The 13031-nt window shown below is 56.7% G+C and carries 11 protein-coding genes; 6 read left to right on the forward strand and 5 right to left on the reverse strand.

The features are described 5' to 3' along the window. Positions 1-10: 10 nt before the first annotated feature. Entirely contained in the window at positions 11-1147 is a 1137-nt protein-coding gene (locus tag MFP24_RS16790; RefSeq protein WP_249231188.1) for an iron-containing alcohol dehydrogenase, read from the reverse strand. A 217-nt stretch (positions 1148-1364) separates the two neighbouring features. Between MFP24_RS16790 and dtnK the strand changes: the two genes are divergently transcribed. The 6 genes from dtnK to MFP24_RS16820 all read left to right on the forward strand — a co-directional run bounded on the left by dtnK (position 1365) and on the right by MFP24_RS16820 (position 9487). Beyond that, positions 1365-2678 carry a D-threonate kinase gene (gene dtnK / locus MFP24_RS16795; protein ID WP_249231187.1) on the forward strand — a complete coding sequence of 438 codons (1314 nt, stop codon included), beginning with the start codon at positions 1365-1367 and terminating at the stop codon, positions 2676-2678. After that, positions 2671-3651, forward strand: a complete 981-nt coding sequence (locus MFP24_RS16800) for a D-threonate 4-phosphate dehydrogenase (protein WP_249231186.1) — start codon at positions 2671-2673, stop codon at positions 3649-3651. Before dtnK ends, MFP24_RS16800 begins: the two co-directional genes overlap by 8 nt. 45 nt (positions 3652-3696) lie before the next feature. Further along, complete coding sequence (locus MFP24_RS16805; RefSeq protein ID WP_249231185.1) at positions 3697-4512, forward strand: DeoR/GlpR family DNA-binding transcription regulator; 816 nt, start codon at positions 3697-3699, stop codon at positions 4510-4512. 350 nt (positions 4513-4862) lie between these two features. Then, complete coding sequence (locus MFP24_RS16810; protein ID WP_249231184.1) at positions 4863-5780, forward strand: dihydrodipicolinate synthase family protein; 918 nt, start codon at positions 4863-4865, stop codon at positions 5778-5780. A gap of 81 nt (positions 5781-5861) precedes the next feature. Next, positions 5862-7829 carry a YjhG/YagF family D-xylonate dehydratase gene (locus tag MFP24_RS16815; RefSeq protein WP_249231183.1) on the forward strand — a complete coding sequence of 656 codons (1968 nt, stop codon included), beginning with the start codon at positions 5862-5864 and terminating at the stop codon, positions 7827-7829. A 311-nt stretch (positions 7830-8140) separates the two neighbouring features. After that, positions 8141-9487, forward strand: a complete 1347-nt coding sequence (locus MFP24_RS16820) for a gluconate:H+ symporter (RefSeq protein ID WP_249231182.1) — start codon at positions 8141-8143, stop codon at positions 9485-9487. 45 nt (positions 9488-9532) lie between these two features. On the opposite strand, the gene MFP24_RS16825 is transcribed toward MFP24_RS16820, so the two are convergent. The 4 genes from MFP24_RS16825 to MFP24_RS16840 form a co-directional block, all read right to left on the reverse strand. Continuing rightward, positions 9533-10291, reverse strand: coding sequence for an IclR family transcriptional regulator (locus tag MFP24_RS16825; RefSeq protein WP_249231181.1), 759 nt, complete (start codon positions 10289-10291; stop codon positions 9533-9535). Between the two features lie 138 nt (positions 10292-10429). Further along, positions 10430-11308, reverse strand: coding sequence for a metal ABC transporter substrate-binding protein (locus MFP24_RS16830; protein ID WP_249231180.1), 879 nt, complete (start codon positions 11306-11308; stop codon positions 10430-10432). A gap of 28 nt (positions 11309-11336) precedes the next feature. Further along, complete coding sequence (locus tag MFP24_RS16835; RefSeq protein WP_249231179.1) at positions 11337-12191, reverse strand: metal ABC transporter permease; 855 nt, start codon at positions 12189-12191, stop codon at positions 11337-11339. Then, entirely contained in the window at positions 12188-12892 is a 705-nt protein-coding gene (locus MFP24_RS16840) for a metal ABC transporter ATP-binding protein (protein WP_249231178.1), read from the reverse strand. The genes MFP24_RS16835 and MFP24_RS16840 overlap by 4 nt, the downstream gene beginning before the upstream one ends. Between the last annotated feature and the right edge of the window lie 139 nt (positions 12893-13031).

Raw genomic sequence — 13031 nt, forward strand, 5'->3', positions numbered from 1 at the left:
ACACAAAAACCTAAAACAGCGTTAAATAAATCTCACGCACGTCATCGGCACTGACCTGCGTGGGCACGTTTTTCATCAAACGCTGCACCTGTAGCGCGGCATCGACCAGATAGGGCAGGTGGGCTTTTTCCACCCCGAGCTGTTGCAACGTATCCGGCAGGTTGAGCCGCTTCACCAGATCGGTGAAATACCTCACCAGCGCCTGGGCCTTGTGCGCTGAACTGAGCGTCAGATCAGCGTCCGGCAGCAGGTCGTAGGCTTGAGCGAATTTTTCCTGCGCGGCAGGTTGTACGAAACGCATACAGGGGGCGAGCAGGATGGCGTTCGCCACGCCATGGGGAATGTGGTATTTGCCGCCCAGCGGGTAGGACATGGCGTGAACCAGGTGGGTGCCGGCGTGGGCAATCGCCGCGCCGCCGTAGTAAGACGCCCACAGCATGTTCAGCTTCGCCGCCAGGTTTTTCGGTTCGCGCACGGAAGTTTCAATATTGGCGAACAGCTTCTTCATGCCAATCAACGCATAGTTATCGCTGACCGGGTTGGCAATGGTGGCGGTGAAACACTCAATCAGATGGCATAACGCATCGATGCCGGTCGATGCCGCAATGTGCGGCGGCATGCTGGTGGTTAATTCCGGCGCCAGCGCGACATAATCCGGCAGCATGACGGAGGTGATGATGCCGACTTTGGTTTCCTTTTCCGGAATGGCCAGAATGGCGTTGGGCGTGGCTTCCGAGCCGGTGCCCGCGGTGGTTGGAATTAACAGCGACATCGTGCGTCGCGTGGGTTTTTCACCCGCCAGCAGTGTAGCGAGCGTGACGGCGTCATCACCCGCGCACAGCACCGACAGGAGTTTGGCCACATCCAGTACGCTGCCGCCGCCGACGCCGATAACCAAATCGGTACGCGTTTGTGCTAGCTGGGCCAATATCCCCGCCACATCATGCTGGCTGGGCTCGGCGGGTACGTTATCCACCAGTAATACCTGCGGAACCGTTTGTTTTACTTGCGCAATCAGCGCCTGGACATCGGGCAGGCCGGCGATATTTCCATCAGTGACAAACAGGGCATGCTGTTTGCCCGCCATGAGATGGCGAATATCCTGGAGCGCCCGATAGCCGCTGATGATGGTGCTATTGATGTTCATGCTATCCCCTTGCCTTTCCTGTCAGAATCACGGTTTGGCATTTGTGATTTTTATTAATCAATGAGTTCGTTGGTACTCAATAAAAGCCACCATATGCCATGTTGTGGCCCTAATTTATAGGTGAAAAGCATTGTAAATAATTTGATGTTGCTCACATATAATCAATTATGATTTAATATAATCATTGTCCAGATGATCGATAACCGGGGACTGGGGTATGGAGAAAGATCAAAAATCTGCGATTCAGGTCTTGGTCGTCGCGGATGATTTCACGCGAGCGAATGATGCGGGCGTCAGCCTGTCGCTGAATGGCGCCCAGGTCAGCGTGATATTTGCTGTGGATAAACTGTCGGCGGGACTGCCGGGAAATGCGGTCGTCATCAATACCGATAGCCGTGCGGTTAGCGCCGAGATCGCCGCGCAGCGCACGACGGAAGCGGTTAACGCCTGGCGTGCCGCCGGCGGACAAGGCTGGGTCTTCAAAAAGATCGACTCCACGCTGCGGGGAAATCTGGGGGCGGAAACGGCGGCGGCGTTAGTCGCCGCGCAACGTCCGATGGCGTTGATTGCTCCCGCCGCGCCGGCGTTGGGTCGGATCACCCGCGGCGGGCAGGTTTGGGTCAACGGGCGTCTGCTCACCGAAACGGAATTTGCCAGCGACCCCAAAACCCCGGTGCCTTCCGCCGCGGTGAGCGATCGTCTGGCGGAACAAACCGATCTTCCGGCGGCGACGCTTTCTTTGTCCGATGTTCGTCAAACGGATTTGGCCGCTTATCTACGGCAACTGGCTGATGAGGGCGTTCGTCTGGTGATCCTGGATGCCGAGCATCAGCATGATTTGGAGAACATCATTCATGCCGCCGATGCATTGCCGTTTTCTCCCCTGCTGGTGGGATCTGCCGGGCTGAGTGACGCGCTGGCGAAGCTGAAGGGCATTCAGTTGCCGGTGATGAAACCGCTGCTGGCGGTGATTGGTTCTCTGAGCGATATCGCTCAAAAGCAGATCGCCTTTATCAGTCAGCGGAAGAATGTATCGATTATTAATATCGATATCAACGAGTTATTAAAGTCTTCGTCCTCGCTCGCCATGGAGCGATGGCGCCCCGACGCCTTAGCGGCATTGGCTCGCGGCCATCACTGCATTATCCGTACCTGCTCCAGCGACAGGGCGCGGTTTGAAGTCGATCGGCTCTGCCGGCGGCATGAACTGAGCCGGGCGCAGTTGGGCGAAATCATCAGCCATTTTATGGGGGAACTGAGTCGAAGCCTTGTCCTGAATAGCGACGGGATCAACCGCCGCCAACTGGGCGGGTTGTATTTATCTGGCGGCGACATTGCGCTTGCCGTGGCAAGCGCGCTGGGCGCCAGTGGTTTTCAGATTAAGGGGCAAATCGCATCCTGCGTGCCCTGGGGACGCTTGCTGGACAGTGCGATCGGCGATATTCCCGTCATGACTAAAGCGGGGGGATTTGGCAACGAAGCCACTTTGCTGGACGTTTTGCGTTTTATTGAGGAGAAAGTCAGTGAATAAAATTATTGCGGTAACCATGGGTGACCCGGCGGGTATCGGTCCGGAAATTATTATCAAATCGCTGGCTGAGGGAGAACTCTCCGGCGCCCCTGCGATAGTGATTGGTTGTGTGCAAACGCTGCGCCGCATTCAGGCGCTGAATATTGTGCCGGCTGTCGAGTTGAAAGCGATAGATAAACCCGCCGATGCGGTTTTCACTCCCGGCGTCATCAACGTCATCGATGAGCCATTGGCCGAACCGGACGCGCTGACACCGGGAAAAGTGCAGGCTCAGGCGGGCGATCTGGCCTACCGCTGCATCAAGCGGGCGACCGAACTGGCGATGGCGCACCAGGTGCACGCCATCGCTACCGCGCCGCTGAATAAAGAAGCGCTCTATTCGGCCGGACATATTTATCCGGGGCATACGGAATTGCTGGCGAAACTCACCCACAGCCGCGATTACGCCATGGTGCTGTATACGGATAAGCTGAAAGTTATCCACGTCTCGACGCACATCGCGCTGCGTAAGTTTCTCGATACCCTGAGTAGGGAACGCGTCGAAACGGTGATTGCCATGGCGGATACTTTTCTCAAGCGGGTCGGGTTCACGCAGCCGCGCATCGCCGTGGCCGGGGTGAATCCGCACGCCGGAGAGAACGGTCTGTTTGGCGATGAGGAAATCAATATCGTCGGCCCGGCGATTGAGGCGATGAAGGCCAAGGGGATTGAGGTAGCCGGCCCCTGTCCGCCCGATACCGTCTACCTACAGGCGTATGAAGGGCAATACGATATGGTGGTGGCGATGTATCACGATCAGGGGCATATCCCGCTGAAGCTGCTGGGTTTTTACGATGGGGTCAATATTACCGCCGGACTCCCTTTTATTCGTACCTCCGCCGATCACGGCACGGCGTTTGATATTGCCTGGACAGGAAAAGCGAAGTCTGAGAGCATGGCGATCTCAATCCGATTGGCCATGCAGCTCGCGTAATTCGTGGATGTTTTTCAACGGCTAATCGGCAGTGTGATTCAATAAATGGATGGCGTCGTGGGGAAAACATTGAGTGATGCTTTCCGCGTGAGCGGAGATAATGTAAAAGGACGAAGCCGTCTTGACCAGATTATGGATTATCTGAAAAGCCATAATCTGGTGACGGTGGATGAACTGGTTACCGTCATTGACGCTTCCCCGGCGACCATTCGCCGCGATCTGATCAAGCTGGATAAACAGGGCGTTATCAGCCGCACTCACGGCGGCGTCACCCTTAACCGTTTTATTCCCGCCCAGCCGACCACCAACGAAAAGCTTCAGCGCAACTTGCTGGAAAAACAGGCCATCGCCCGCTATGCCGCGACGCTGGTGCAACCCGGCAGCTCAGTGGTGCTGGATGCGGGCACCACCACGCTGGAGCTGGCGCGTAACCTGACCCACCTGCCGCTGCGGGTGATCACCGCCGATCTGCAAATCGCGCTGTTTCTGTCCGAATTCAAACAGATTGAAGTGACGATTATCGGCGGGCGAATTGATGACAGCAGTCAGTCGTGCATCGGCGAGCACGGCCGGCGGTTATTGCGCAGTATCTATCCCGATATCGCGTTTATCAGCTGCAACTCATGGAGCCTGGAAAAAGGCATTACCACGCCGACGGAAGAAAAGGCCGGCGTGAAACAGGATCTCCTGCTCAACGCCAGCCGCCGGGTGTTACTGGCGGACAGCAGTAAATACGGCGCTTATTCACTATTTTGCATCACGCCGTTGTCCGACCTGTCGGATATCGTCACCGACGGCGGATTGCCGCCGGAAGTACAGGCGCAGCTCAGGGCGCAGCCGTTTAATCTGACGCTGGTGTGACAGGGTATCGGCCCGCTGCCGCCTCCCGTACCGCGCCCATTACGGCGGCGTAATGCTATTCCTCTCCCGCGGCGTTCCCCCCTCGTTAACGATCTCTATCCATGTGGGATTTGACCTCCTGACGTTGATTTTGTGATCCATAAACCATTTCTAAACTATGTCGCAAACCGGCTATTTACTCGCCATAAACGGCGGTGCTAGCATGCCTGTTATGAAATATAGAACATGGTTTTATAATGTAAAACAAATGTCGGTGGGTTTGCTGTCGCGGCAACAAGCGTTGGTAGCAACAAATGTTGCTGCAACAGGCGCCTTCCTCTCTTGGTGGTTGATGTTGTAAGGAGACGTTAATGGGTTTTTCGACAAAATTTTCCGGGATTATTCCCCCGGTATCTTCGATCTTCGCCGCCGATGGCGCGCTGGATGAAGCCGGAATGCGGCGGGTGATCGATTATCTGATCGCCGCCGGCGTGAATGGCTTGTTTTTTCTCGGCACCGGCGGCGAGTTTTCGCAAATGTCGGCGACGGAGCGGATGAGCCTGACGGAAACGGTTATTCGCCTGGTGGATGGCCGCGTTCCGGTACTGATTGGGGTGGGCAGCACCAATACGCGGGAAGCGGTGGCGCTAAGCCGCCATGCGCAATTGTCGGGGGCGGATGCGGTCGTCGCCATCAACCCCTATTACTGGCAAATCACCGAAGATAATCTGTTCGGCTACTACGGCGCCATTGCGCAGGCGGTAACGCTGCCGGTGATTTTGTATAACTTTCCGAAACTGACCGGACAGGACCTCTATCCGGAACTGGTGAAACGCCTTGCGGATGCGCATGCCAATATCGTGGGTATTAAAGACACTATCGACTCGGTTGCCCATCTGCGCGACATGATCGCCACCGTGAAGTCCGCCCATCCCGATTTCAGCGTGTTCTGCGGGTTCGATGACCATTTGCTGAATACGTTGCTGCTGGGAGGGGATGGGGCGATTTCCGCCAGCGCCAACTTTGCTCCGGCCCTGTCTGTCGACCTGTATCGGTCGGTATGCGATGGCGATTTGGCGCAGGCGGCGGCGCTGCATAAGACCATCCTGCAATTGCCGAGGCTCTATCAGATCGACAGCCCATTCGTAAATGTGGTGAAAGAGGCGATGCGGTTGACGGGGTTGGATATTTCGACTTTCTGCCTGCCGCCCACTCAGCTTTTGAACGAGAAGCAGAAAGCGCAGGTCAGGCAAACGCTGATCGACGCCAATATCTTGCCGCGGGAATAGATCAGGCTACGGATAGCGCTGGTTACCGCTGTGACCCAAGGGAAACAGCGCCTTTCATTCTAATCAATAAGTGAAGAAGCCATGTCTATTAATACTATTTTTAATCAAGACAATGCGCAGGTCTATGACATTTATACGCACGCCGCGGGGCCGCAGGGGGCGCTGCCGCTGACGCCGGAAATGCTGATAGATTCGCCGAGCGGCCATATTTTCGGCCTGACGCTCAATGCCGGTATGGGGTGGGATCCGAACAAGTTATTGGGTAGCGAGGTATTGATTCTCGGCACCCAGGGCGGCATCCGAGATGCGGACGGCACGCCGGTGGCGTTGGGCTACCATACCGGCCACTGGGAAATCGGTCTGCAAATGCGCGCCGCCGCCGAGGAGATCGCGCTGCATCGCGGCGTGCCGTTTGCCGGCTATATCAGCGACCCGTGCGATGGGCGCTCTCAGGGAACCACCGGGATGTTTGATTCCCTGCCGTACCGCAATGATGCGGCGATGGTTTTCCGCCGTCTGATTCGTTCTCTTCCCACCCGTAAGGCGGTGATTGGCGTCGCGACCTGCGATAAAGGGCTGCCGGCGATGATGATTGCGCTGGCGTCGATGCACGATCTGCCGACGATCATCGTTCCCGGCGGCGCCACGCTGCCGCCGACGCACGGCGAGGATGCGGGCAAAGTACAGACGATCGGCGCGCGTTTCGCCAATCACGACCTGACGCTGGAAGAAGCGGCGATGCTCGGCTGCCGGGCCTGCGCCTCGCCCGGCGGCGGATGCCAGTTTCTCGGCACGGCGGGAACGTCGCAGGTGGTGGCCGAAGGGCTGGGATTGGCGTTGCCGCATTCCGCGCTGGCGCCTTCAGGGCAGGAAGTCTGGCTGGAGATTGCCCGTCAGTCGGCGCGAGCGGCGCTGACGCTGGAGCGCAAGGGGTTGACGACGCGCGATATTCTGACCGACAAGGCGATTGAGAACGCGATGACGGTGCACGCCGCTTTTGGCGGTTCAACCAATCTGCTGCTGCATATTCCGGCCATTGCCCATGCCGCGGGATGCCGGATCCCCGACGTCGAACAGTGGACCGCCATCAATCGCCGGGTTCCGCGTTTGGTCAGCGTGCTGCCTAACGGTCCGGTTTATCATCCGACGGTTCGCGCGTTTCTGGCGGGCGGCGTGCCCGAAGTGATGCTGCACCTGCGCGCGTTGGGGTTGCTGCATGAAGACGCGCTGACCGTGACCGGCGAAACCCTGGGCGACAACCTGGCATGGTGGGAAAACTCGCAGAGACGCAAAATATTCCGCGAGCGTTTGCAGCAGCTGGACGGCATTCATCCGGATGAAGTGATCATGAGTCCGGCGCAGGCGCGCACCAGAGGTCTGACATCAACCATTACCTTTCCGGTGGGCAATATCGCCCCTGAAGGATCGGTGATTAAATCGACGGCGATAGACGACTCGGTGGTGGGAGAGGACGGGGTTTACCGGCATACCGGCAAAGCCAGCGTCTTTGTTTCGGAAGAACTGGCGATTAAAGCGATTAAACAGGGCGATGTGCACCAGGGCGACATTATGGTGATCATCGGCGGCGGGCCGTCGGGAACCGGGATGGAAGAGACGTATCAGGTTACCTCGGCGCTGAAACATTTACCTTACGGCAAATACGTCTCGCTGATTACCGATGCCCGCTTTTCCGGGGTTTCAACCGGAGCCTGCGTCGGGCACGTCGGGCCTGAAGCCCTGGCCGGCGGGCCGATTGGCAAACTGCGCGACGGCGATATGATTGAAATTATCGTCGATCGCCGGAAACTGGCGGGATCGATTAATTTTATCGGCAGTGAGCAACAGCCGCTGACGCCGGATGAAGCGGCCGATGTGCTGGCGAAGCGCGAAGCCCATCCTGATTTGCGCCCTCATCCTGAATTGCCGGATGACACCCGTTTATGGGCGGCGCTGCAGGGAGCCAGCGGCGGAACCTGGAGAGGCTGTATTTACGATACCGATAAAATTATTGAAGTATTGCAAGCCGGAGTGAAGACATTAAATAAATAATGCCGAAAAGATAATAATATAATTATCCAACTGGAAATAACGTGATGCCGTGTATTACCGCCTTGTTTAATTAAGCAAGCGGTAATATGCCATCGGTCGATTTGTATTTAATCGCCGACGTGTTTTATATGATATCAATCATGTTGCAAACTGCCGATATGTTGGCTGCCTGTCTGCGCCTTGAAATCAATCGGATATAACGGCGAGAAATGAATTTTATTTCAGGATGAGTAGGTCTGATTATCAGGGAAAACTATAAATAATAGAAATCTATCTTGCCTTTAATAATATAAAAACCCGGAGTTACTGATATGCCATTATTTATTGTCTGTATCGGGATCTTTTTCCTGCTTATTTTAATCATGAAGTTAAAATTAAATACCTTTGTTTCCCTGCTCATCGTCGCCTTTGGCGTGGCGCTGGCGCTGGGCATCCCGCTCAACGGCGTAGTCAAGTCCATCGAGAAAGGGCTGGGAGGCACATTAGGCCATATTGCGCTTATTTTTGGCGTGGGCGCCATGCTGGGACGGTTAATCGCCGATGCCGGCGGCGCGCACCGCATCGCGGTGACGCTGATTAATCGGTTTGGCGAACGCCATATTCAATGGGCCGTGGTGATTGCTTCGTTTATTGTCGGGATTGCGTTGTTTTTTGAAGTCGGATTGGTATTGCTGATCCCGATTCTCTTTACCATGTCACGGCAATTAAACGTTTCCATTCTGCACCTGGGCATTCCGATGATTTCCGCGTTGCTGGTTACTCACGGATTTTTGCCGCCGCATCCTGGTCCGACGATGATTGCGGGTGAATATGGCGCGGATATCGGTACGGTATTATTTTACGGCATTATCGTCGGTGCGCCGACGGTGGTTATTTGCGGTCCGCTATTCAATAAAGTGGCGAGACTGCTTGTTCCGGAAGGCTTCAGCAAAGTCGGGAATATTGATTCTCTCGGCATGCAGAAAACCTTTCAACTGGAAGAGACCCCGGGATTCGGCATCAGCATATTTACCGCCATGCTGCCGGTGATATTAATGTCGATTGCGACGCTGGTGTCGATGGTGCAGCAGCAAATCGGCGTGCCCGATAGCCTGTTTATCGACATTATCAAATTTCTCGGCGACGCATCGGTCGCCATGATTATCTCTTTGCTGTTCGCCATCTATTCCATGGGGCTGAGCCGGCATATCGCGGTGAAAGATCTGATGTCTTCATGCAGTTCCGCGGCTGCCGGCATCGGGATGATGCTGCTGATCATCGGCGGCGGCGGCGCCTTCAAGCAGGTGCTGATCGACGGCGGCGTGGGCAGCTATGTCGCCGAACTGTTTTCCGGCACCTCGGCTTCTCCGATTCTGCTTGCCTGGGGCGTGGCGGCTATTTTGCGCGTTTCGCTCGGTTCCGCCACCGTCGCGGCCATTTCCACCGCCGGGCTGGTGATACCGACGCTGGCGCAAAGTCACGCCAATCTGGCGCTGGTAACGCTGGCCACCGGGGCGGGCAGCGCAATCGCCTCTCACGTCAATGATGCGGGCTTCTGGATGATAAAAGAGTATTTCGGCTTGACGATGAAAGAGACCTTTGCCACCTGGACGCTATTGTCGACGCTGGTTTCTGTCTTTGGTCTGGCCTTTATCCTGCTGCTTAATATGGTGATTTGACGGGCTTGCTCCGGCGTGGCTTGCCGTCATGCCGGAGCGGCAATCTCAACCTTCGTAGCCAAGGCGTCGGGATAGCTCTTTGGACGCGGCTTTCAGCAGCACGATGTAGTCGTTGAATTCCGCGTCGGAAACGCGGTTGGTCAGCGTCGACATACTGATTGCCGCGATGGTGCGGCGAGCATGATTCCAGATGGGCACCGAAATACATCTCACGCCCTGTTCATTTTCCTGATTATCCAGCGCATAGCCATTCTGGCGTACGGATTCCAGCGCTTGCAGATAGGTTTCCCGATCGACGATGGTATTGGGGGTCCGCTGGGTAAATTCATAGTCCTGCAACAGCGCGTCGATTTCATTTTGCGGGTTGAACGCCAGCAGCACTTTACCAATCGCCGTGGCGTGAACGGGTAAACGCCGGCCAATGCGCGAAAAGGTAATTACCGCCAGTTTCCCTTCGACTTTATCGATATACACCCCCTCCTTGCCGTCCAGAATGGCAAGGTGCGTGGTCTGGCCGGTTTGCGACGCCAAATCCAGCAGGTAGCTGCGCGCCTTTTCGCGAATATCAATGGAGTTCACCACCAGATTACCGCGTTCTACCAGCTTCATCCCTAATCGATATTTGCCGTTTTCACGGTTCTGATCGATATAACCCGCGACCTGCAACGTTTTCAGCAGGGAGTGCAGGGTACTTTTATGTAGACCCATTTGCGTGCTGATATCGGTAATTTTGATCTCAACATTATATTCGTCAAAAAGGTCCAGAATACGTAAAGCGCGTTCCACCGACTGGATGATTGGCATAGGAAAACCAACTGCTTATGAGGGGTAGGGTGAATTTTTGCATGGTACTACGTCGGTCAGGGTAAATCAATTTGCCGCGCTGGAACGGATAAGGGACCGCCCCGCGGATTTCCTCGCCCGCGGGGCGGTCAGAGCAGGCTATTTCATGCCGGCGGCGATGGCGTCGACGTTATGTTTAAACGCCGCGGTGTAGGTCGGGGCGGGACCGGACGCGTCGGTCAACGCCTCCGGGTACAGCTCGCCGCCGGGCTGCGCGCCGCTGGCGTTGGCGATTTGCCGCACCAGACGGGGATCGGTCTGGTTTTCAATAAAGTAGGTGGTGATTTTTTCTTGTTTGATTTGTTTGATCAGCGAGGCCACTTTTTTACCGCTGGCTTCCGATTCGGTGGAATAGCCCACCGGCGCCAGGAATTTCACCCCGTATGCCTGGCTGAAGTAACCGAAAGCGTCATGGCTGGTGAGCACTTTGCGTTTTTCCGGCGGAATATCGGCAAAGGTCCGCTTCGCGTAGTTATCCAGTTCGGTTAACTGCCGGATATAGGTTTCACCCTGCTTACGGTAATAGTCGGCATTTTGCGGATCGGCTTCGCTCAGGGCGGCGACGATGTTGCGGGCGTAGACCACGCCGTTGCTCATGCTGTTCCAGGCGTGAGGATCGGTTTCGGTTTTGCCGTCTTCAACCATGGTCAGCGTCTGAATGCCGTTAGACGCGGTGACCACTTTGCCGGCGTAGCCCGAGGCGCTAACCAGTCGATCCAGCCAGCCTTCCAACTCTAATCCGTTGACGAAAACCACATCGGCTTCGGCCAACGTTTTGCTGTCGCGCGGAGAGGGTTCGAATTCGTGGGGATCGCCGTTGGGTTTGACCAGATCGGTTACCCTAATCCGATCGCCGCCAATCTGGCTTACCATATCGCCCAACACGGAAAAGCTGGCTACCACATCCAGATTTTTCGCCATCGCCAGCGGGCTTAACAGCAGGCCGGATAATGCAATCGCTAATAGTGAAGGTTTCATTTTTTCCTCATCAAGAATAGATAACGAATCAGCGGCGCGGGCGCAGCATGCCGCCGTTGAGGCCGAAGCAAACCGAGAAACAGAAAAACAGCGTTACGGTCAGGATAATCGCCGGTCCGGCAGGCAGGTCGGCGTAGTACGACCAGAGCAGCCCAATCAGGCTGGCAGCCATGCCGAGCGCCACCGCCGTCGCCAGCATCACCGGCAGCCGCTGGGTCCAGAAACGCGCGCAGGCGGCCGGCAGCATCATCATGCCGACGGCCATCAGCGTGCCTAAAAGCTGGAAACCGGCCACCAGATTCAGCACCACCAGCGACAGGAACAGCGCGTGGATCGCCGCGCGATAGCGGCCGGAGGCGATACGTAAAAAAGTGACGTCAAAGGACTCGATCACCAGCGCCCGGTAGATAACGGCAAGCACCACCAGAGAAGCGGAGCCGATAAGGGCGATGTCGATCAGCGCCGCCCGATCGACGGCCAGAATGGAGCCGAACAGCACATGCAGCAAATCGATACTGGAGCCGCGCAGGGAGACCAGCGTGACGCCCAGCGCCAGCGAACCGAGATAAAATCCGGCGAAGCTGGCGTCCTCCTTCAGTTCCGTGCGGCGGCTTACCAGACCGGAGAGCATGGCGACGGCCAGCCCGGCGATAAATCCGCCGATCCCCATCGCCAGCAGCGACATGCCGGAAACCAGATAACCGATCGCCACGCCGGGCAGTACGGCGTGCGAAAGCGCGTCGCCGATCAGGCTCATCCTGCGCAGCAGCAGAAAACAGCCCAGCGGGGCGGCGCTTAGCGTCAGCGCGAGGCAGCCGACCAACGCCCGGCGCATAAAACCAAATTCCGCGAAAGGCGCGCTGATTAAATGAAACAGCATCATAAGGCGACGCTCCTCAGGGGAGGGAAGGCCGGCGCTTCCGTCCTGCCGGACAACACGGACCGGCAGGATCCCCAGCGGTGTTCGCCGTTGGCGAGCTGCAGCGCCTGCGGGAAATGGCGCTCGACCAGATCCAAATCGTGCAGCACCGCCAGAATGGTGCGGCCCTCTTGATGCAGTTGCCGAACGATGTTCAGCAGCGTCTGCGTTGTCTGGCTATCGATGCCGGTAAAAGGCTCATCCAGCAGGATGATCGGCGACTGCGTCAGCAACAGACGGGCGAACAGCACGCGCTGCAACTGCCCGCCGGACAGCGTGCCGATATGGCGATGGGCGAACTCCGCCATATCGACCGCCTCAAGCGCCTGCATAGCCCTGGCGCGCCAGCGGCCGGTAATGCCGCGCAAGATGCCGCAGTGGGGCAGGCAGCCCATCAAGACCAGATCGCCGACGCTGACGGGAAACTGCCGGTCAAACTCGGAGAGCTGCGGCAGATAGCCAATGGCGTTTTTTTTCGCGTTATCGATGGTGAAGGCGCCGGCGAGCGGCGGCAACAGGCCGGCCAGCGTCTTTAGCAAGGTGGATTTTCCGCTGCCGTTGGCGCCGATAATCGCCGTCAGCGAGCCGGCCTGAAAGCGTCCGCTCAGTACCCCCAACGGCGCCTGGCCAGGGTAGCCGAAGGCCAGTTCCTGTAATGCGATCATGGCAATATCACCGCCCAGCCGACCAGCAGCCACTGTAGCGACAGCAGCGCTAATACCAGAAGTACGCGTTTGGAGGCGGAGAGGGAATACAGGCTGGTCATGGTTATCCGTTTACTTCCATTAGTTGTTACAATATAAC

Origin of the sequence: Brenneria tiliae (assembly GCF_023347575.1) — a bacterium.
GTDB classification, from domain to species: Bacteria; Pseudomonadota; Gammaproteobacteria; order Enterobacterales; family Enterobacteriaceae; genus Brenneria; species Brenneria corticis.

Bases quoted from the DNA above. Each gene is read 5' to 3' on its own strand.
- MFP24_RS16790 (WP_249231188.1), bottom strand. From the start codon at position 1,147: ATGAACATCAATAGCACCATCATCAGCGGCTATCGGGCGCTCCAGGAT.
- dtnK (WP_249231187.1), top strand. From the start codon at position 1,365: ATGGAGAAAGATCAAAAATCTGCGATTCAGGTCTTGGTCGTCGCGGAT.
- MFP24_RS16805 (WP_249231185.1), top strand. From the start codon at position 3,697: ATGGATGGCGTCGTGGGGAAAACATTGAGTGATGCTTTCCGCGTGAGC.
- MFP24_RS16810 (WP_249231184.1), top strand. From the start codon at position 4,863: ATGGGTTTTTCGACAAAATTTTCCGGGATTATTCCCCCGGTATCTTCG.
- MFP24_RS16815 (WP_249231183.1), top strand. From the start codon at position 5,862: ATGTCTATTAATACTATTTTTAATCAAGACAATGCGCAGGTCTATGAC.
- MFP24_RS16820 (WP_249231182.1), top strand. From the start codon at position 8,141: ATGCCATTATTTATTGTCTGTATCGGGATCTTTTTCCTGCTTATTTTA.
- MFP24_RS16825 (WP_249231181.1), bottom strand. From the start codon at position 10,291: ATGCCAATCATCCAGTCGGTGGAACGCGCTTTACGTATTCTGGACCTT.
- MFP24_RS16830 (WP_249231180.1), bottom strand. From the start codon at position 11,308: ATGAAACCTTCACTATTAGCGATTGCATTATCCGGCCTGCTGTTAAGC.
- MFP24_RS16835 (WP_249231179.1), bottom strand. From the start codon at position 12,191: ATGATGCTGTTTCATTTAATCAGCGCGCCTTTCGCGGAATTTGGTTTT.
- MFP24_RS16840 (WP_249231178.1), bottom strand. From the start codon at position 12,892: ATGATCGCATTACAGGAACTGGCCTTCGGCTACCCTGGCCAGGCGCCG.